The 19,648-nt window shown below is 38.6% G+C and carries 17 protein-coding genes, 5 tRNA genes and 1 pseudogene; 10 read left to right on the top strand and 13 right to left on the bottom strand.

Translation table 11 applies throughout. The annotated features are described in order from the left end of the window. Window positions 1–6: 6 nt before the first annotated feature. The 8 genes from BN1609_RS12515 to BN1609_RS12550 all read right to left on the bottom strand — a co-directional run bounded on the left by BN1609_RS12515 (window position 7) and on the right by BN1609_RS12550 (window position 10,822). Window positions 7–858 (bottom strand): sugar ABC transporter permease, encoded by an 852-nt coding sequence (locus BN1609_RS12515; protein ID WP_088810958.1) that lies wholly within the window; start codon window positions 856–858, stop codon window positions 7–9. After that, window positions 858–2,165, bottom strand: a complete 1,308-nt coding sequence (locus BN1609_RS12520; RefSeq protein WP_088810957.1) for a sugar ABC transporter permease — start codon at window positions 2,163–2,165, stop codon at window positions 858–860. Before BN1609_RS12520 ends, BN1609_RS12515 begins: the two co-directional genes overlap by 1 nt. Window positions 2,166–2,230: 65 nt before the next feature. Next, window positions 2,231–3,490 (bottom strand): extracellular solute-binding protein, encoded by a 1,260-nt coding sequence (locus BN1609_RS12525; RefSeq protein WP_088810956.1) that lies wholly within the window; start codon window positions 3,488–3,490, stop codon window positions 2,231–2,233. 182 nt (window positions 3,491–3,672) lie between these two features. Then, window positions 3,673–5,430 carry a glycoside hydrolase family 13 protein gene (locus tag BN1609_RS12530; protein ID WP_088810955.1) on the bottom strand — a complete coding sequence of 586 codons (1,758 nt, stop codon included), beginning with the start codon at window positions 5,428–5,430 and terminating at the stop codon, window positions 3,673–3,675. A 134-nt stretch (window positions 5,431–5,564) separates the two neighbouring features. Continuing rightward, on the bottom strand, window positions 5,565–6,950 hold the full coding sequence (locus BN1609_RS14195) for an immunoglobulin-like domain-containing protein (protein WP_088810954.1): 1,386 nt from the start codon (window positions 6,948–6,950) through the stop codon (window positions 5,565–5,567). A gap of 230 nt (window positions 6,951–7,180) precedes the next feature. Continuing rightward, window positions 7,181–8,155: a LacI family DNA-binding transcriptional regulator gene (locus BN1609_RS12540; protein ID WP_088810953.1), complete on the bottom strand. Its 975-nt coding sequence runs from the start codon at window positions 8,153–8,155 to the stop codon at window positions 7,181–7,183. A 170-nt stretch (window positions 8,156–8,325) separates the two neighbouring features. Next, window positions 8,326–8,574: a hypothetical protein gene (locus BN1609_RS12545; protein ID WP_088810952.1), complete on the bottom strand. Its 249-nt coding sequence runs from the start codon at window positions 8,572–8,574 to the stop codon at window positions 8,326–8,328. Between the two features lie 418 nt (window positions 8,575–8,992). Then, window positions 8,993–10,822, bottom strand: coding sequence for an APC family permease (locus BN1609_RS12550; protein WP_088810951.1), 1,830 nt, complete (start codon window positions 10,820–10,822; stop codon window positions 8,993–8,995). A gap of 265 nt (window positions 10,823–11,087) precedes the next feature. Between BN1609_RS12550 and BN1609_RS12555 the strand changes: the two genes are divergently transcribed. The 7 genes from BN1609_RS12555 to BN1609_RS12585 all read left to right on the top strand — a co-directional run bounded on the left by BN1609_RS12555 (window position 11,088) and on the right by BN1609_RS12585 (window position 13,502). Beyond that, a tRNA-Glu gene (locus BN1609_RS12555) sits at window positions 11,088–11,159 on the top strand. Window positions 11,160–11,300: 141 nt separating this feature from the next. After that, window positions 11,301–11,374, top strand: a tRNA-Thr gene (locus BN1609_RS12560). An 11-nt stretch (window positions 11,375–11,385) separates the two neighbouring features. Continuing rightward, window positions 11,386–11,469: transfer RNA gene (locus BN1609_RS12565), tRNA-Tyr, on the top strand. A 4-nt stretch (window positions 11,470–11,473) separates the two neighbouring features. Beyond that, window positions 11,474–11,548 (top strand) — tRNA-Gln (locus BN1609_RS12570). 5 nt (window positions 11,549–11,553) lie between these two features. Continuing rightward, window positions 11,554–11,626 (top strand) — tRNA-Lys (locus tag BN1609_RS12575). Between the two features lie 66 nt (window positions 11,627–11,692). Continuing rightward, complete coding sequence (locus tag BN1609_RS12580) at window positions 11,693–12,346, top strand: phosphatase PAP2 family protein (protein WP_159458309.1); 654 nt, start codon at window positions 11,693–11,695, stop codon at window positions 12,344–12,346. Window positions 12,347–12,419: 73 nt separating this feature from the next. Then, on the top strand, window positions 12,420–13,502 hold the full coding sequence (locus BN1609_RS12585) for an FAD:protein FMN transferase (protein ID WP_088816396.1): 1,083 nt from the start codon (window positions 12,420–12,422) through the stop codon (window positions 13,500–13,502). Window positions 13,503–13,546: 44 nt separating this feature from the next. Here BN1609_RS12585 and BN1609_RS12590 read toward each other — a convergent pair whose 3' ends face one another. Continuing rightward, window positions 13,547–14,185, bottom strand: coding sequence for a GntR family transcriptional regulator (locus BN1609_RS12590; RefSeq protein ID WP_088810948.1), 639 nt, complete (start codon window positions 14,183–14,185; stop codon window positions 13,547–13,549). Between the two features lie 189 nt (window positions 14,186–14,374). On the opposite strand from BN1609_RS12590, the gene BN1609_RS12595 reads away from it, so the two are divergent. From BN1609_RS12595 to BN1609_RS12605, 3 genes are read left to right on the top strand one after another with little or no spacing between them, the layout of a single operon-like run. After that, window positions 14,375–15,277 (top strand): ABC transporter ATP-binding protein, encoded by a 903-nt coding sequence (locus tag BN1609_RS12595; RefSeq protein WP_088810947.1) that lies wholly within the window; start codon window positions 14,375–14,377, stop codon window positions 15,275–15,277. After that, window positions 15,270–16,505, top strand: a complete 1,236-nt coding sequence (locus tag BN1609_RS12600) for an ABC transporter permease (RefSeq protein ID WP_088810946.1) — start codon at window positions 15,270–15,272, stop codon at window positions 16,503–16,505. The genes BN1609_RS12595 and BN1609_RS12600 overlap by 8 nt, the downstream gene beginning before the upstream one ends. 13 nt (window positions 16,506–16,518) lie before the next feature. Then, window positions 16,519–16,992, top strand: a complete 474-nt coding sequence (locus BN1609_RS12605; protein WP_088825932.1) for a GNAT family N-acetyltransferase — start codon at window positions 16,519–16,521, stop codon at window positions 16,990–16,992. Between the two features lie 301 nt (window positions 16,993–17,293). Here BN1609_RS12605 and BN1609_RS12610 read toward each other — a convergent pair whose 3' ends face one another. From BN1609_RS12610 to BN1609_RS12625, 4 genes and pseudogenes are all read right to left on the bottom strand, one after another. After that, window positions 17,294–17,650, bottom strand: coding sequence for a hypothetical protein (locus tag BN1609_RS12610; RefSeq protein WP_088816398.1), 357 nt, complete (start codon window positions 17,648–17,650; stop codon window positions 17,294–17,296). Between the two features lie 232 nt (window positions 17,651–17,882). After that, window positions 17,883–18,314, bottom strand: a complete 432-nt coding sequence (locus tag BN1609_RS12615; protein ID WP_088810943.1) for a hypothetical protein — start codon at window positions 18,312–18,314, stop codon at window positions 17,883–17,885. Window positions 18,315–18,454: 140 nt separating this feature from the next. Continuing rightward, entirely contained in the window at window positions 18,455–18,886 is a 432-nt protein-coding gene (locus BN1609_RS12620) for a hypothetical protein (protein WP_088810942.1), read from the bottom strand. Window positions 18,887–18,888: 2 nt separating this feature from the next. Then, window positions 18,889–19,648, bottom strand: a pseudogene (locus BN1609_RS12625) (hypothetical protein); the annotation flags it as partial.

The following is a 19,648-nucleotide window of genomic DNA, read 5'->3' on the forward strand; positions in this document are numbered from 1 at the left end:
AAATGATTACCCTTTCGTACCGCCTGCCGTCAAACCAGAAACAAAGTTTTTTTGCAAGAAGAAGAAAAGGAGACAAATTGGCAGTGCCGCAAGTATGGCTCCGGCCGCGAACAGCGCCACTTTTTGTTGCTGTGGGTTTGAAATGAAGCTTTGCAAACCGACCGCAATCGTTAAGTTTTCTGGCGTGCGTAGTAAAAATTTCGCGAGTAGGAAGTCGCCAAACGGTCCCATGAATGCCCACAGCGCTTGGACGGCAATCATCGGCCTTACGAGCGGCAAAATAATTTGCCCGAAAATCCGGAAATGCCCGGCCCCGTCTAGTTTTGCCGATTCGTCCAAATCGCGCGGGACGGTGTCGAAGTAGCCTTTCATGAGCCACGTGTTCATCGGAATCCCGCCGCCGATATAAATAAGCGTTAGGAACCAGTAGTGATCAAGCGCCCCAAGGAGCATCGCTAGCACGTAAAAAGCAGTTAGCGCCGCCATTGTTGGCACCATTTGAATGATTAAAAAGAATACGAGGCTGTTTTTACGCCCTTTAAAACGGTATCTGCTATACGTGTAGCCGGCAAATGTGACGATTGTAACCTGCAAAATCATTGTGAACGTCGCAATAATTAGCGTGTTTTTATACCAATCGAGGTAAAGTGTTTCATTAAACAGACGCACAAAATTATTTAGCGTCCAGTCGTCCGACCATTCGAGTGAGAAGGCCGCAATGTTGCCCGGTTTAAACGCTGAGGATGCTGTAATCAAGATTGGATAAAGGATAACGACAGAAAGCGCGAGTAAAAACAAATACGTGAAAAACTTCGTTAAAAAGTTCGTTGTGCGTTGATCTTTAAAAAATGCTTTCATTACATCATCTCCTCATTTCCGAATGCATTGGTTTTCTTAAAGGCAATCATGGAAACCCCGATGACAATCGCTGAAATAATAAGCGTCACAGCCGCTGCCAGTGCATATTGCGGGGACGTCCCCGTCGTAAGTTTGTAAATCCATGAAATTAAAATATCGGTCGAGCCGGCACCACCACCGACACTGCCTGGTCCCCCTTCATTAAAGAGGTATATAATTGAGAAATTGTTAAAATTAAACGTGTACTGCGTAATAAAAACGGGTGCCGTGACAAATAAAATCATCGGCAGCGTAATCTTTCTAAAACGCGCCATCGCGCTTGCGCCGTCAATTCGCGCCGCTTCGTAGAGCTCGCCCGGAATGGCTTGCAAGACGCCTGTCACCATCACGTAAATGTACGGGAAACCGAGCCATCCTTGGATAGAAATGAGGGCTACCTTTGTCCAAAATGGATCCGTCTTCCATGAAATGGCGCCAATATCAACAAATGGCAAATGATTGAGTAGCGGAATGACTTGCGAATTAATCGCGCCAATGCTGTCATTAAACATGTTTGAAAAACTCATAATCGTAATGAAAGCCGGAACCGCCCATGGTAACAGGAAGATAACACCAAAAAGGCGTTTTCCTTTAATAAAGCTTTGGTTGGCAACGATTGCGGTGAATACACCTATCACGATTTGTAACGTGGTCGCACAAAGTGTCCAAACAATCGTCCATGAGAACACGCTTAGGAATGTGTCGCGGTAAGCGCTCAAGAAGAAAATATTAAAGAAGTTTTTAAACCCTACCCAGTCGATTAGATTCGCTGGTGGGATATGGTAAAAATCGTAATTCGTGAATGCCATGAAAAGTGTAACTAGTACGGGGAAAATGATAACAAATGTCATCACAATATAAGCTGGCATCGTAAAGAGATATGGAAAGCCTTTATCCACCATATTTTTTAAGATGGCTTTTGTGCTAACATTGACACTTTCACCGAGGTTCCACTGTTTGGCTACTCGATTTGCATCGTATAAATTAAGTATGTAAAAGCCAATAAAAATCATTGTGATAATGAGTTGCAACGTGCCTTCAATCAAGAGAAAGAGCGAATGATCGACACCAGGAATAGATCCAAGCGTAATCAAATTATATAAAGCTCGAAAACCGAACATGACAAGCTCTATGACAAACAAAACGAAAATAAGTAAAAAGATGATTCCTTTAAAATTTTGCTTATTATAAAACTGGCCTAGACCGGGAATGATTGATAACAAAGTCGCTTTACGGACATTTTTTATTTCCTTTTGTTCGATATCCATTTTGTGACCCTCTCACTTCTTTATAGTCCGTCTGGGAAAGCGTGGCAGCTTTCCCAGACGTCATTTTATTTCGTGTATTTTTGTGAAATGTTATCTTCAATTACTTTTACAGCATCATCTGCTGATTTTTGAGGTGTTTTCTTGCCAGAAGCTGCATCAAACATTAAGTTTTCTGCCCCTGTCCAAACTTCAGCCATCTCTGGAATATTTGGCATAGGTTGCGCATTTTCATATTGTTCGATAACTGCATTGGTTAATTCATCATTTTTATCAAGAGCAGCTTTTCTTGCCGCAGTATTTGCTGGTACTTCATTTGTTAAATCATAAAGTGTAGATTGATTTTTTTCATTTGTTACATAATCTAAGAATTTTTGTGCTAAATCTTTGTTTTTCGAGTAGTTGCTAATCACCCAGCCTTTACCACCTGCAAACGGCGAGTATTCTTTGCCATTTGGAAGCGTTGGAATTTTAGCAACCCCGTAATTTAATTTCGCTTCTTTGTAGTTTGCTGCCGACCAAGGACCACCAATGATTGCCGCTGTTTTCCCTTTAACAAATTGGTCTTGAATAAAGTCATCGGCACTCTTATTATCTTGCATTCCTTTTGGCCATACATCTTGGAACCATTTCGTAGCGTAAGTAATACCTTCTACAGAGCCTTTATTATTTAAACCAATATCTTGTGGATTCGTACCATCATCACCAAAAACATAGCCACCGTATCCAGCTAAAAGTCCATAAGAGAAGTAGAAATCAGTCCATTTCGCTAAGAAACCAATATTTTTACCTTTTTCTGAACTAAAATCAAATCGCGCGTCTTTCGAGATGTTTTCTAAATCGCCAAATGTTTCAGGCGCCTTATCTAACAAGTCTTTATTATAATAAAGCACAACCGTTTCAATAATCGCTGGTGCTCCGTATATTTTTCCGTCTATTGTGACTTGTTTTGCATCTTTTTCATCATATTGATCTTTATTTCCTAGTTTCACTTCCGCCAAGTGCCCTTGTTGTCCAAGTCCCCCGATTCGGTCATAAGCAGACATCATAACGTCTGGTGCCGTTCCAGCTGGCCCATCAAGTGGCAGCGCCTCTAATTGTTCAAACATATCTTTTTCAACAATTTTGATTTTCGCATCATTTTCTTTCTCAAAATCGCCTTTTATCGAGTCTATATATTTTTTGTAGCCGCTATCAACTGAAACAGTTAATGTTTTCGTATCCCCACCACTTGCTTTATCATCAGATGCTCCCCCGCCACATGCTGCTAGACTTAGAACAAGACCAGTTGCCAGTCCTAAAACACCAAGTTTCTTTTTCAAATCCATTACCTTTTCCTCCTCAAATTTAAAAAATCAGTTTGACGCTTCTTTGTAAAACTAGGTTAACCTTACATGTATTATATCCTCTTCAAGAAAACGTTTTCAACACAAATTTTCATGTTACCGATAACAGAATTTCGGAAACTTATTTGTGAAAAATACGCAAACTCGTTTCCAAAACCTGCTTCCTATTTCACAATCCGGAAACCTTCTTTTGGCACGATAACTTCCGCACCCAACTTCTCATCGTGAAAAACGTCAACGCCCGCTTCCACGCGCACTGCTTTCTCTTCTTTTGCTTGGTTAAAAATAAAGGTGAGCGCTTCTCCGTCTAGTTCGCGTTTAAAAATAACCAAGCCTTCCTGAACACGACTAATATCCCAAATCAGTTCGCCGCGTGAAATGAGTGCTTGATACTCTTTTCGAATCGCAATTAACCGTTTTGTAAAGGCCAACATCTCTAAATCTTGTTGCGCTTCTTCCCAAACCATACATTTTCTGCACAGCGGATCGTTCGCGCCGTCCATGCCGATTTCCGTTCCGTAATAAATGCACGGTGAACCTGTGTGGGCAAACATGAACGCAAGTGCCTGTTTTACTTTATCTTTATTTCCATCTGCTCGCGTTAAAATTCGCGCCGTATCATGACTGTCAAGCATATTAAACATGACTTCGCTCACTTGTTTCGGATAGCGCATATATTGCTCATTAATACTTGCAACCATCTTCTCAGGCGAAATTTTATTTTCAATAAAGTTTTCAATAATTGTTTGTGTGAACGGATAGTTCATCACCGCATCAAATTCATCGCCAAGTAACCAAATCCACGAATCATGCCAAATTTCACCTAAAATATACACATCTTCTTTTTCGTTTCGCACCACTTGGCGGAATTTTTTCCAAAAAGCATGGTCGACTTCGTTCGCAACATCAAGGCGCCAGCCGTCAATATCAAACTCACGAATCCAGTAAGCCGCAATATCAAGTAAGTATTTTTGCACGTCTGGATGACTCGTATTTAATTTTGGCATGTGTGTAGTAAAGGCGAAGGTATCATATGAAATCGACGTCGCATTCTCCACATTCCCATTTTCTCCGTAACGAACTGGAAAACTATGCACGTGGAACCAGTCTTTATAGCGCGATTTCTCCTCATTTTGAACGACATCTTGCCACATTTCACTCGTATCCCCAATGTGGTTAAAGACAGCATCAAGCATCACTTTTATCCCGCGTTTATGCGCTTCATCAACGAGCTTTCTGAACGTTTCTTTATCGCCAAAATGCGGATCAATTTTCATATAGTCGAGTGTATCGTACTTGTGATTCGTAGGCGCCTCAAAAATCGGCGTCATATAAATCCCGTTAATTCCGAGATTTTCCAAATAATCTAAGTGCTCGATTATCCCCACTAAATCACCGCCAAAAAAGTCGGTCGTGCTTGGGTCCTTACTGCCCCAAGGAAGTGCATTTTCTGGTGATAAACTTGGCTCTCCGTTTGCAAACCGTTCTGGGAAAATTTGGTACCAGATAGTGTTTTTAACCCACTCCGGCGCTTTAAAAGTATCCACCTCATGAATGAATGGAAATTTAAAATAATAGTCCATCGTGTTCAAATTAACGAGCGTATCTTCAAAAAAACCACGTCCGCCGTAAAATATTGTATCTCCTTCGAAATCCTCTAGAATAAAACCATATTGCACACGTCTACGCTCCGGTTTTAATACAAAAGCAAAATAGTCGTGCTCTTCCGTCGTGGCGATTTTTTTCATTTCAAGGCGCTCGCTCATCCATTTCTCGTTTTCATAATCATACGGATCTGCACAAATTAGCGTAACCTTTTTAATATCGTCCTTTTTTGCCCGAATGCGGATATGTAAATCAAAACCATCATAACTAAATGCATAGTGACTTGCCGGTTGATGATAAATTGCAGCTTTTTCCACTAATACGTCCTCCTTTTTATTTTCTACCCCAACGTTAGCAAACAATGTAACCGCTCGCAATCTTTTTTTCCTCGTTAACGGTAACAAAAAAATACACCTAACTTTTTAAATAAAAGGTAGGCGTATTTCGTATACTATAATTTTCTTCTAGAAAGCTTCCACGCACCGTAGACAAATGCAGCTCCTGCCAAAACATAAGCGCCTTCCTTGTCGTCACCCGTTTGAGGTAATGTAAGGTTTGTTTCCTCCTGCGCATCGCTATCACTTAGGGGGCTTTCATTATTTGGGCTTGTATTTTCACTGGAATAGGTCGCTTGCTTTTTCGAATTCTCTTCGGTTACCTCTTCTGGCTTAGAACCTTCTTTATCCGCCTGAGCCGAATCTACAACATGAACTTCACTCGTTGCCGTTGTCACATTCTTATCATTATCTGAGACTTTATATTGGACGACATAATCTCCTGCTTTTGAGGTATCGACAGCTTCGCTAATCTCAATTTTGTCCGTCAAATCACCATCTTCTTTATCATAAGCTGTCACATTCTCTTTCAAGTTGATTTCGCTTCCAGAAGCTACTGTTTCATCCTCTACACCTGAAATAACAGGGGCTTCGTTTTGAATAACCGTCACTAGAGGAGATGTCTCAACCGAACCATCGCCATTTACATCTAGCGGGGTAACACTTCCATCATCACTAAACGCTGCATAATTAACATAAAAGCTAAAATTTGCCGGGAGTTTCGATGGTAGCATCATCGAAAAATGACCACTTTCATCAACGGTTGCTCTCGCTTCCGATTGACTTGATTTTTGCCATGACTCCATTTCTGCATATTCACTTGAAAAGGTTTCTTTAGAGCTAGGTGCTGGTGTGAGTATCACCGTTTCACCTGGTTCACCAGTTCCAGTTATTTCAGTACTACTGCTATTCACCGGATTGACAGTTATAGGCGCCACGTCTGCTCGGGTTACACTTAAATTTGATACCGTACCTTCCAATGAGCTCCCTGTCCCTTCAGTAGTGATATTAATCGTTGTTTCTTCCGACATAGCTCTAAATTGAATTTTACCGTCTTTCGTTTCTTGTGGAATAATAGTTGGCGTCGTATTGGGTGCATAAATTCCACCATCGACAAATTGAATATTTATATTCTCGGCGTCAGCCTTTAATTCATATACTTTTCCTGGCTCTGTCTCAAAAGTTTGCTGCAAATGATGATTTTCATAAACCCCATCCTTTCGCAATGTTTCTGGAATCATTTTCATAGAGCCGTCTTGGTTAAAGTTAATACCAATAAAGCTTTGTTTTACCTTGTCTTCCCCTTCTTTTCGCCAACCTGTCCACCCTGTTGTATTCATAAATTCAGTGTTTTCTAGAAGATTAGTTTTTTCAGTTTCGCTCGTAGTCTGAATTATATTTTCTGCATGAGATGTCTCCGCGGAAACTTGATTCGCAATTGGAAGGGCTACTAAACTCGTTGTGCAAAAAAATACTAATCCAAGATAATATCTTTTTTTCATCCGGTTTATTTGCCTCCTATATTTAGTTGCCGAAGTTTAACTGCTAAATCCTCTATTTTAGATAACTTCATTATAAAGAATAAAATTGATAACGCGCTTTGACTTTACTTAAAATCACATGAGATATTCTAAAAGCTTATTAATAGTAGCCAGAGTAAATTCACATTTTTAAACAAAAAAATACTCTTAACCTCTAGCTCGAGAACTAAACGTTAAGAGCATTAAATAGCCTAGTAGAAAGATTGTTCTGCCCCGGTAGTTGAACCGCGGACGATTAATTGCGGTTCGAATAAGATATTATCTTGAGGAGCTCCGGCGTCATTTATTTTCCGAAGAAGCATGCGCGCCAGTTCCTCCCCCATCTCAATAACAGGCGATTGAACAGTCGTAATATGCGGCGAAGAAATACGATCTAAGAAAACACCGTCAAAACCAGTGACCGCAAAATTCTCACCAAATTTCCGTCCAAAACTCAGTCCTGCTCGAACGACTCCGATTGCAATTCGGTCAGAAGCGCAAACATACGCAATATCATTGGAGTTGTAGCGGAGCAAATCAATCCCTTTCTGCTCTGCCACACGTGAACTGTTTTTTAAAAAATAGGATTCTGGAGTGAGCCCATGCCGGCGCATCGTTTCTTCAAACCCCGCCAAACGTGAAACCATAAATTGTTCTTCTAATAAATCAATCCCTAAAAAAACGATACGTTTAAAGCCTAAATTGATAACATGTTCCGTTGCAAGTCGCGTTCCTTTTTTATTATCCACATCGATAAAATCATAACCACGCGTATTTTCCCCATACAAAATGACAGGCTTTTCAATATCTAACACGCCTAAATCAAAATCCTCGTTTCGAATACCTGTCACAATCAAGCCATCGTAAGAACCGATATTTTTGGATTTTCGTGTAACGAGCTGTAAGGAATAAAAATGCTTATCTAACTCCCTGCTAATCCCCGTCAGTAAATTCATGTAGTATGGCTCAACCGTATCAATTTCTTCTAAAATCAAAAATTTTATCACCTGCGTCCGGTTTTGTACAAGTGCTCTTGCAGCAAAGTTAGGTACGTAGTCAAGCTCTTTCATCGCTTTAAAAACAAGGGTTTTTAATTCATCAGAAACTTGATCAGGATGATTGATAACGCGCGAAACTGTCATTTTTGAGACATTCGCTTTTTTTGCGACATCTGCTAATGTGGCCATCAAAATCCCCTTCCAATTCAAATCTTGTACTTTAATTGTATCATTTTTTCCGATTAGGACAAGAAAATAAAAAATATCAGACTACTGATAAATAACTTTTAACAGCAATCTGACTTTAATTTATCTTATAATTTTTCTACAAACCGAAGTATTCAGGCAAAAGTAATCCGTTAGGCCTTGTTGTACTGTGTCCCCATTTTCTTCTTGGGTGACTCTTTCGCGCGATATGTACGCACGTTTTCTGCGACAAGTTTACACAACTGATGCGTTGTACCTATAATAACGCCTGCTATACATGAGATGAGTGCCACAATAAAAAAGTTTAGTAGCGGGGAAGCCACGCTATTCATAGCCGCAATACCAAGAATAAAAATGATACAAGCTGGTAATACAAAATATCTAATATCCTGTTCCGACATTCAACGCACCCCTACTTTCATAACTTTGTGAAAATCTCTCACTTACAACTTTAGTATACTCCGATAAATGGCATTTTTCAAGGGTTTTTCAAAACGTCACAAATTTGTCAAGTTTGCGCTTTTTTTTCGACAAATGGGACAATAACACGCTTTTCAACTTCCTTACAAGCTAACTTTGTTTACGACATCAAAATGATACAATTGTTATCTTTTTGTAAAACCAAATTGTTACTAAATGCCCAATTTTGTATTTCATTGTATATAAGGCTACAAAAAATCCTCTTTTTGTTAAGACAAAAAGAGGATTTTCGAACGAATGTCATTTTAAAAACGGGATTTCCTGCTTTTTACAAAGCCAAAAGAAGTTGTTATTCTATAGCTGTTCCACAAATTACTTTTTCTTTCCCCCGAAGAAAAACTATTCCTTCAAATGGTATGGATACGTAGCAACAACGACATCGCGTTTCATCATAAGCTTCGTTCGTATCATAAGGCTTGTCTGATTATGCAGAACATTCTCCCAGCCTTTTTTAGGAATAAACTGCGGAATGAGCACAGTTAATGAATAATTATCCTGATCCGCTTTTTGTTTTGCGGTATCAATAAACTTCATCAGCGGTTCGGAGATGGACCTATATGTTGAATATAAGTGGGCAATTCTAACTTCGGGATGAACCCGATTCCACCTTTCAACAAACTCCTTCCCTTGTACACGGTCCACAGATACATGAACCGCTATGACTGTGTCTCCAATTGATTTCGCATATTTTAATGCCCCTTCTACAACTCTTGTCGTATCTGAAACTGCAATAATAACGGCATTTCCTTTAAAGTCAGGCATATCAAGATCCATCGACTCATCGACTCTAAGTTGCGGACCAAGCTTCACATAATGCCTTCTCGTCCTGTGGAATACATAAATCATGATTGGCAAGAAAATGAAAACCGGCCAAACAGATTCAATTCGTGTTAGAAAGAGCACAATTAAAACAGTAAATGAAATGACTGCTCCGAGCAGATTCGCTGCAAGTTTTTTCTTCCAACCTTCTGACTTTTCTTTCCACCATTTTACAATCATGCCCGATTGCGATAATGTAAACGGAATAAACACCCCGACAGAATATAATGGCACAAGTAATTCAGTTTTTCCTTTAAATAAAATGATCAACACGATGGAGCCAACTGCAAGCGTGATAATCCCGTTCGAATAACCTAAACGATCACCACGCGCTAAATACATTCTTGGCATGTATTTATCCTTAGCCAAATTAAAAGCAAGCAGCGGGAAAGCTGAAAAACCGGTGTTTGCTGCGAGTACTAAAATGAGCGCAGTAGTTGCTTGAATAAAGTAAAACATGAAATTACGTCCGAAAACATTTTCAGCGATTTGAGATAGCACTGTCACCTTAAGTTCGGGTACTGTTCCGTACATAAAGGCAAGCAAGGTAATTCCTAAAAAGAAAAAACCTAATAATGAAGCCATAATCGTCAAAGTCTTCGCTGCATTTTTAGCTTGCGGCTTTTTAAATAGAGGTACTGCATTTGAAATGGCTTCGATACCTGTCAAAGAGGCAGAACCTGATGCAAAAGCTCGTAGTAACAAGAATACGGTAACACCTTGAACGTGTGTCCCGACGGATGCTGTTTCGTGAGTGGCATCAACACCCATTATTAGTTTAAATAGTCCCGTAAATATTAAAACGACAATAGAAAAAACAAATAAGTAAACGGGAATTGCTAATATGCTCGCGGATTCTGTAATCCCACGTAAATTAATGATTGTCACGATAATGACTAATACAATAGCAATTGGAACCGCAAAAGGAAATAAAGAAGGGATTGCCGATATGATTGCATCGGTACCAGAAGATACACTTACAGCGACCGTTAACATATAATCGACAAGGAGTGAACCTCCGGCCACTAAGCCAGCATTTTTCCCTAAATTTTCTCTTGAAACAACATACGCCCCGCCCCCGTGAGGGTAGGAATAAATGATTTGTTTGTAGGATAAATTTAACGCTAGTAATAAGATAAGTACACAAAGTGCGATTGGAAGTGAATACCACATTGCCGCTGCACTGACGGTAACAAGAACAAGCAAAATTTGTTCTGTCCCATAAGCAATAGATGAAAGTGCATCTGATGATAAAACTGCGAGTGCTTTTAATTTCCCTAATTTTTGTTCCCCTGCTTCTGAACTTTTAAGCGGGCGCCCAATTAATAATCTTTTAAGAGGCGAAGCCATGATATTCCCTACCTTTTTTAGTTTAATTTAAAATAAGCAAAAAACAATATGACAAATTATAGCATAGCTAGCCATAGAAGTAACGAGTTTTTTTATTCTTCCTAATAAAGTGCCCATATTGCAATCAAATTTATAGATTAATACCCTCTTTTCAATAAGAAAACGTATTTTTATTTTCAGAAAAGTGAAACTTTATTTTAGGTATTTACAAATCTATAAAGTGTTTATATAATAGATTTTGGCTGTAAAATTACTTTTTATTTTTGGCCCGTTGGTCAAGCGGTTAAGACACCGCCCTTTCACGGCGGTAACACGGGTTCGAATCCCGTACGGGTCATCGTAATACTTATTTCTTAAAACTAGCTTTATTTAAGAAAATGTTATATTATGATGAAGTAACTTTTAATGGAAGTTGTGTTTACATCTGAAATTTTAAAAGAGACTGATATGTGTTGCCTCAACGTTCAGATGTGCTTACGCCGACTTAGCTCAATCTGGTAGAGCAACTGAATCGTAATCAGTAGGTTGCGGGTTCAATTCCTGCAGTCGGCATCTTAATATTTGGAGGAGTAGCGAAGTGGCTAAACGCGACGGACTGTAAATCCGTTCCTTAGGGTTCAGTGGTTCGAATCCACTCTCCTCCACCAGTAATGGGCTATAGCCAAGCGGTAAGGCAACGGATTTTGATTCCGTCATGCGCTGGTTCGAATCCAGCTAGCCCAGCCATTTTTGAGCCATTAGCTCAGTTGGTAGAGCATCTGACTTTTAATCAGAGGGTCGATGGTTCGAGCCCATCATGGCTCATCAAGGATGAAAGATTTTTCTTTCATCCTTTTTTCTTACTATAAAACAAAAAAGGGCGAGGTGAATATGATGGCTAACAAAGCTACTCAAAAATATTCGTTTTTAATGATTAGTATTATTTGCTACTTACTTTTTCTTTTTCTATGGATTGGTGTGATGTTTCAACTCTCTTTCATCTCAAAGCTGGATGATGCGCTTATCCCTCTTGTTCAAGGAAACATGACAGATGTAAAAACCCAATTCTTTACAATACTTACACAATTTGGTGGCACTGTAGCTATGATTATTTTCTCTCTTATTACGGTTATCATTGTGTGGCGCAAATTAGGCGTGAAAATTGCGGTCTGGACGGGTGCGACATTTTTTTTCGGTGAGCTTTTGCTGCCACAAATTTTTAAACATATCACTTTACGTCCGCGGCCAGATGAACCGCTAATTCCTATTTCCGGCTACAGTTTCCCAAGTGGTCATGCGACAGGCTCCACGACTTTCTACGGGTTTTTAGCCATCTTACTTATTCTTTTTTACCTAAAGAAAAAAAGCAGTAAGGTTATTGTGCCACTTCTATTTGGCTTTTTCGTGATACTGGTGATGATTTCTCGGGTGTACTTATCGGTGCATTATCCGAGTGATGTTCTCGCTGGGTGCTTACTTGGTTTGGGGACGATTTTCCTTGCGACTTTTATTTATGAACGGGGTTATTTCCGGATTAAAAAGTAGTCCACTAGCCTTATTGACTTCATTTGTTTAACAAGTTACATTAATAGCGTAGGAAAAAATTCGAGGTGACATAATGAAAAAAAGAAGATTGCTTGTTAGTATTGCGGCTTGCTCAGTTCTTCTCTTGTCTAGTTGCGGGGAAGCTCCGAAAGAGGCAAAAAGCGAAACGAGTCAAGCAGAGCGCCATTTAGCTTCTAATCCGTACACGAAAACGGAGTTCCTGATGGGGACCGTTGTAACGCTTACAATATATGATGATGGAAAAGAAGCTGTTTTAGATAAAGGATTTGACCGCGTTCGCGAACTCGCAAATAAAATTGATGTAAATGATGAACAAGAAAGAGCATCTGAAATTGATAAAATCAACGAACAAAGCGGTGTTGCACCCGTTAAAGTTGATGATGATATTTTCTACCTCATAAAAGAAGGCATTAAATATAGTGATCAAACAAATGGTACGAAAGATATTACAATCGGCCCGATTACTTCTCTTTGGCATATTGGTTTTCCAGACGCGAGAAAGCCGTCTCAAAGCGAAATCGATGCTAAATTACCGCTTATCAACTATAAAAATGTAGAACTAAATGAGGACGATAAAACGGTTTATTTAAAAGAAAAAGGTATGGAACTTGATTTAGGTGGTATCGCCAAAGGGTTTATCGCTGATGAAGTTGGAAAAGTGTTTAAAGAAAATGGCGTCACAACGGCCATCATTGATTTAGGCGGAAATATTTTACTTCAAGGAGAAAGTCCTAAAGGTGGCGATTGGAATGTTGGGATTCAAGACCCCTTCTCCCCACGCAATACGATTCTCGGCAAAGTGCCTGAACAAAATAAATCGATTGTTACTTCCGGGATTTACGAGCGCTATTTAGAAGTAGATGGCAAAAAATACCACCATTTATTTGATCCTAAAACGGGTTATCCGTTCGATAATGATATTGCGGGTGTTTCCATTATTAGTAAAAAATCAATTACTGGTGATGGCCTCTCCTCTGCAGCTTTCTCAAAAGGCATTAAAGAAGGACTTAAATTCATTGAATCGCACGATGGTGTAGAAGCCATTTTTGTAAGCAAAGATAAAAAAGTCTATATTACATCCGGCTTAAAAGGGGAATTCGAATTGACGAATGACGATTTTAAGATGGGAAATTAAAAAAATAGTTTGGAACAACGTTAAATTTTGTTCCAAACTATTTTTTATGAACCAAAAAGTAAATTTACGTTATGCACATAAAATTGATTGAGCGTTTGATGACATTTTTCAAATTCTCGCTTATCGAGTGAATCAATTAGCGTGTCCAAGTAGTCGATTATGCCGCGTGCTTGCACATTAAAAAACGCCTGCCTATCTTCCTTTTCTAAAGAGATTAAAAGAGCAATTAAATAATCCGTATTTTTTTCTAGACTGGGCATTTCTGTATGCTCGATCATGCAGCCGTAAAAATTACGGATTCCACTTGTTAGAACATCAAAATTTTGTTCGCGAACAGCTAGTTTAATTTTCATAAGTTCCTGTTTTAAACAATCAAAACAAACGGGAACATCTTTTTCTTCTAATTTTTGAACAGCATAATTTAAATTATAAAAAGTCATTTTTAGCCTTGATATTAGGCGAAAATCTGCATAGTCAGTTGTAAGTATCTTGTAATCAAAGCTAAGCAAGCCAGTTTCCACTAAATTTTCAAGTGCATCCATCGCAAAAGGTCGGCAAACATTAAATCTGCGCATGACGTATTCCACTGAAATCTTTTCTTCTCGCTTGAACTTATGGTTCAAAATATCTTTTTTTAATTCTGCATAAATTTCGTCTGCAACGAAAGTTAATTTTTTCCTCATATAACTACCTTCTTCTTTAAAAAAATAAAAATATTTTGAGATACTGTTATCATATCGAATTATTCGCTCATTTTTAAATCAATCTTTTCACTATAAAAGGAAAAAATTTACATTATCCGTAAATTTACGCAAGCAATTCTGCATTTTTTTGGTAGAATAGAATGTGTAGAAAAAAAAGGAGGAGAGCAAATGTCACTCGAATTACAGCATGTTACAAAACAATTTGGTCAGAAGATAGCTGTTGATGACTTATCTTTTAAAATCGAACCTGGCGAAATACTTGGTTTAATTGGCCAAAACGGGGCCGGCAAAACGACGACTTTCCGACTTGTTTTGCATTTTATAGAAGCAACAAGTGGGCAAATTACTTGGGACGGGCAACCAACTACTAAAATAAATCCTAATTTAATTGGCTACCTGCCTGAAGAGCGTGGACTTTATCCGAACGTTACAATTGAAGACCAGTTGCTTTTTTTTGCTGAACTAAAAGGAATGAGCAAAAAAAATGTTCTACCAGAAATTGATCGCTGGTTGGAACGAGCAGAAGTCGTCGGTAAGAAAAGTGATTTGGTGAAGACATTGTCTAAAGGAAATCAGCAAAAAATCCAGCTCATAAGTACTGTTTTACACAACCCCAAATTGCTTATTTTAGACGAACCCTTTAGTGGACTTGATCCTGTAAATGCTGAAATTCTTAAAAGCATTGTTTTTGAAATGAAGGCGCGCGGGACGGCCATTATTTTTTCAAGTCATCGCATGGAAAATGTCGAAGAACTCTGCGATTCATTAATCATGCTGAAAAAAGGGAAAACGGTCTTACACGGTGATACGGATTCGGTGAAGCTTAGTTTTGGAAGTAAAAGGATTCGCTTAAAATCTCCTTTTTCAAAAGAAGAGTTACAGGTTTTGCCTGGTGTTAAGCAAGTCGAAGCGAAACGCGACGGTATTTTACAGCTTGAATTAGCCGATGAATCGTTTGCAAAAGCGGTTTTCGAACATGTGACAAAAGACGGCTTTATTCCAATGTTTAGCTTGGAGCCGCCAACGCTCGAAGAAATTTTCAAATGGAAAGCGGGTGAAGAAAATGAGTAAGTTTTCGGTCATCACGAAGCAAGTTTATAAGCGGCGCGTCAAAACGAAGTCTTTTCTCTTTTCACTGTTGTTTCCCATTTTAATCGCCGCTTTTATTGTCGGCTTGCCAAAAATTATGGATTATTTTAATAGTGATGATATGACTAAAATTGCGGTTTTAAGTGATAACGAAGCTTTTGTTTCGGCTTTTCAAAAAGATAAGGATTATTTTAAAGTACAAACCGATGTTAAGACGGAAGACGCAGCGAAGAAGGCTCTTTCAAATGGCAAACTAGACGGCTATCTCACGATTACGGATACAAACGGGCAAGTTTCAGCCGTATACACTACTGAAGAAACGGCCGGTCAAGAGGTGCTTGCACGTATTACGACCGACTTAACTGCTGCAAAGGTTGCTACAAAGGCAGAAAATTACAAGATTACGGAAGCCCAGCTACAAGACATTACTGCTCCTGTGCCCGTCAAAAATCATGTTGAATCAACTGACCAGCTGACGAATAAACAAAAAGAAGTGATGAGCGCCGCCATTTTAGTTTTAACCCTCGTCATCTTTATTTTTGTTGTCAGTTACGCGAATATTGTGGCGTCTGAAATTGCAACTGAAAAAGGGACGCGCATCATGGAAGTCATTTTGTCGAGCGTTTCTGCGACAACGCATTTGCTCGCTAAGCTCACTGCGATTATTTTAATGCTTCTCACGCAAATTGGCTTTTACATTGTGGTTTCGGTTTCCGTTATGCTCGTGATGAAAAACACGGATGTTGTGCAAAACATTTTAGATCAATTAGCGGCATTCCCAACCTACTATTTAATCCTAAACTTGCTCTTTATTTTGTTTGGTTTACTGCTTTATATTATTTTATCCGCGATGGTCGGGTCGATGGTACCAAACGTCGAGACGGTCGCACAGTTTATTTATCCGCTTACGATGCTCTCGATTCTCGGCTATTGGGGTTCGATTGCGGCGAGCAACGTGCCAGACAACATTCTCGTGATTATCGGCTCCTACATTCCGATGTTCTCACCGATGATGATGCTTGCGCGCATGGATTTACTTTCTGTTTCGAACACGGGCATTTTCATTTCACTCGGTATTTTAATACTCACAACAGCGCTCGCTTTCTTCCTTACGCTCAAGCTTTACAAAGGAAACGTGCTGCTTTACTCGAATGATGGGCTTATCAAAACCTTAAGAAAATCTTTTTCTTATGCTAAAAAATTAAATTAGAAGGTGACAAAATTTGGAAATTAGACATTCAAAAAAAGAAGATGCTGCGTCAATGATGGCGCTGGAACATTTAGTTTGGACACCCGGGACTACACCTAGCGAAATTCATTTTGACTCCCCCGCTGATTACTTAGCGAAAAACCCTGCTGGCGACAAATTTGTGGCAGTTAACGGGGACCAAGTTGTCGGCATTCTCGGCTACCACTCTCCGATTCCACTGCCATCAAACAAACATGTCGCAACACTCGACATCGCCGTGCACCCAGACTACCAAAAACAAGGCATCGCCAGCCAATTGATGACCTTCCTAAAAGAAAATGCCAAAAAAGAAGGTTACACCAAACTCCAATTGCGTGTCCTTTCCAAAAATGAAAAAGCGATTTCGTTCTATACGAAAAATGACTTTCACGTGGAAGGACGCTTGGAGAAGGAATTTCTAATAAACGGGGAATATGTGGACGATATTATTATGGCGTATTTTTTGTAAAGAGAACTTCCACTAAAAATGGCGGATAGAGAAATAGATTGAAAAAAAGAGAAGCATTTTCTGCATTAGGATTTGCTTCTTTTTTTTAGTCCAACTATTAAAGAATTGTAACCACCATTGTGGGATAGCTCGTTTTCAAAGTCACTTGATGTAACCAATTGGCATTTTTTCTGTCACAAATGCAGAATAAAATCTGTGAAAAAAGAGAAACATTTCCTGTGTTAGGATTTGTTTCTCTTTTTTAGTTATTGTAACAATTAAATCAATAACTCCCTGCTTGCAACATATTTATACGAATCCATCAACTATTACATAAAACGTCTTTAAATTTTTCGATTTTCATAATCCTCCCATAATCATCATCCACATAAATATCATTCAAAAAATTCTTTTGTGAAAAAATTTGCTTTAGTAATGAGACTGAAGAATAGGTTAGTATAATAAAATATGGGTGACTATAGGGAATATTTTTATTCTCCTCCTCTTCATACTCTTCCAATAGATTTTCAACATAATCATAAAAAATATGTTCTTCTCCAAAGTCTACAACGATTCTATTTCTATCTACATCCGCCATTTTATTTTTCTTATCATATTTAATTGCCTTTACTACCTCAAGATTAAAGTTCTCATCGCCAATTAAAATAATCCATTGCATGTTTTTAACTCCTCTTAAAAACTACTTTTTTTACCAGGTTTAGACGTCCACATACTTTACACTCCCATAATCATACAGCGTTCACAGATAAGCATGAGCTCGCATACAGGCAAAGTAAGGAAGTACTTTTAACTGTCTTAGATGACATTTTTGAGAATTATTTGGATGAGATTAATTCGGATGAATAGTATTAAAAGGGAGCTAAATTAACAGCTCCCTTTCTCGATTTGTCTTACCATTCCCCTAAACGAAAACTTTCACTATCAATTTCTTTTACAAAAATGGATATCCATTTTGCCGTATCATTCACAACCTCAGTTTCAATATATACTCCTTTTTTAGTTTCATATATTTCTTCAAAATCATCATACACGAAAGATGGTTCTATCTTTAAAAACTCCTCGCTCTTCATCCCTACCTTTATTTTACCAAAAAGAGTTCCTTTATATCCTCCAAGCGTTACAATTTTAAAAAGCTTTCCTGTCAATAGATCAAAAAATAATTCCAATGAATCGTCTATACTATAAACAATCCATGTATTGTGAAATACCTTTGTTTCCACATTTTTTCCAGTTATTATCTCTTTCACATCTTTGATAGTACTATATAGCTTTACTCCCCCCATACTTTCATATGGAATGATGGGTGCATTTACATCTATCATTTCACTTGTCTCCCTTCAAAAATAATTTGGAAAGCTTTTATAACCCACTATCTCTTTCCGAGAGGGGAAAGTGAAAGTTCTATTTTTTGATTTAATTAAGATTAATTTCTTATTATTACAATCTTGTTAATATAATACGTCTACCATTCACCTTTTTTAAATGCCTCCGTTCCTAGTTCTTTTACAAAAATAGATATCCATCTTACTGTATCATTCCGTGCCTCGGTTTCAATATATACTCCCTTTTCAGTTTCATACACTTCCTCAAAGTCGTCATATACAAAAGACGGCTCTATCTTTAAAAATTCTTCACTTTTCATACCTACTTTTATTTCGCCAAAAAGAGCCCCTTTGTATCCTGCCAGCGTCACAATTTTAAAAAGCTTTCCTGTCAATAGATCAAAAAACAGTTTTAACGAATCACCTATAGTATAGATAATCCGTACTTTGTTAAACACCTGTACTTCAACATTCTTTCCAGTAACAATCTCTTTCAACTCTTTAATAGTACTATATAGCTTTATTCCTCCTATACTTTCATATGGAACAATCGGCGCATTAATATCTATCATTTTTATCTTCCTCCTTCAAAAACAACTGTTACATTTTTTTCGCCATTCGAGATATACAAAGACTCTTCTCCATATACAATTTTTATCTTACCCACATCTGCACTTGTTGTACTAATTTTAGTATATGGTAAATCCCCATGTCTTCCTCCACCTGGTGAAACCTGTACCTGCGAAATATTTCTTCCTTCTTTCTCAGATGCATTCTTCACTTTGATAATCATAGCTCCTGTTTGTGACTTGGACGATTCCTCTACAACTACATCATATCCCGATTTTCTCATTGACTCTGCAATTTCATCTACTGTTTTCCCTTTGAAAGCCCCTGTATTTTTTTTAATACTATCTACAGTTATATTTTTGTTGAAAACTTGGGAAGCTTTTGCAGCCCCACTACCACCCTTATACGTCTTACTCCCACGAGCTATCGCAGCGCCTAGGCCTACGCCTGATAATGCCGACATAATGCCGGATTCAGCTAGTTGGCCTTCCCAGTCCTCCACATACGCAGAAGCTTGTAAGATGCTCCCTGCCGCACCTGAATACACTTTTCCGTCCATGTAATACGTCTTATCTTGCCAGGCTTTCATGATTTTCTCGTTTAACTCTTCTAACGTTAGTATAGTATATTTATCCTCATCTTGGTAGTCAGCGGTTCGTTTTAAATACGCTTCGAGTTCGCTGTTCGGGACACGTACCCCGTCTTTCTCCAAAATCCACATCGCTTGTTCTTTTCCACTGGAATCTTTGTACGCCACCTTGAAG

It is taken from the genome of Listeria sp. ILCC797, from assembly GCF_900186185.1.
In the GTDB taxonomy this organism is placed as follows: Bacteria; Bacillota; Bacilli; order Lactobacillales; family Listeriaceae; genus Listeria; species Listeria goaensis.

Coding starts and splice junctions, on each gene's coding strand:
- BN1609_RS12515 (WP_088810958.1), bottom strand. CDS start 858: ATGAAAGCATTTTTTAAAGATCAACGCACAACGAACTTTTTAACGAAG.
- BN1609_RS12520 (WP_088810957.1), bottom strand. CDS start 2,165: ATGGATATCGAACAAAAGGAAATAAAAAATGTCCGTAAAGCGACTTTG.
- BN1609_RS12525 (WP_088810956.1), bottom strand. CDS start 3,490: ATGGATTTGAAAAAGAAACTTGGTGTTTTAGGACTGGCAACTGGTCTT.
- BN1609_RS14195 (WP_088810954.1), bottom strand. CDS start 6,950: ATGAAAAAAAGATATTATCTTGGATTAGTATTTTTTTGCACAACGAGT.
- BN1609_RS12540 (WP_088810953.1), bottom strand. CDS start 8,155: ATGGCCACATTAGCAGATGTCGCAAAAAAAGCGAATGTCTCAAAAATG.
- BN1609_RS12545 (WP_088810952.1), bottom strand. CDS start 8,574: ATGTCGGAACAGGATATTAGATATTTTGTATTACCAGCTTGTATCATT.
- BN1609_RS12550 (WP_088810951.1), bottom strand. CDS start 10,822: ATGGCTTCGCCTCTTAAAAGATTATTAATTGGGCGCCCGCTTAAAAGT.
- BN1609_RS12580 (WP_159458309.1), top strand. CDS start 11,693: ATGATGGCTAACAAAGCTACTCAAAAATATTCGTTTTTAATGATTAGT.
- BN1609_RS12585 (WP_088816396.1), top strand. CDS start 12,420: ATGAAAAAAAGAAGATTGCTTGTTAGTATTGCGGCTTGCTCAGTTCTT.
- BN1609_RS12590 (WP_088810948.1), bottom strand. CDS start 14,185: ATGAGGAAAAAATTAACTTTCGTTGCAGACGAAATTTATGCAGAATTA.
- BN1609_RS12595 (WP_088810947.1), top strand. CDS start 14,375: ATGTCACTCGAATTACAGCATGTTACAAAACAATTTGGTCAGAAGATA.
- BN1609_RS12600 (WP_088810946.1), top strand. CDS start 15,270: ATGAGTAAGTTTTCGGTCATCACGAAGCAAGTTTATAAGCGGCGCGTC.
- BN1609_RS12610 (WP_088816398.1), bottom strand. CDS start 17,650: ATGCAATGGATTATTTTAATTGGCGATGAGAACTTTAATCTTGAGGTA.
- BN1609_RS12615 (WP_088810943.1), bottom strand. CDS start 18,314: ATGATAGATGTAAATGCACCCATCATTCCATATGAAAGTATGGGGGGA.
- BN1609_RS12620 (WP_088810942.1), bottom strand. CDS start 18,886: ATGATAGATATTAATGCGCCGATTGTTCCATATGAAAGTATAGGAGGA.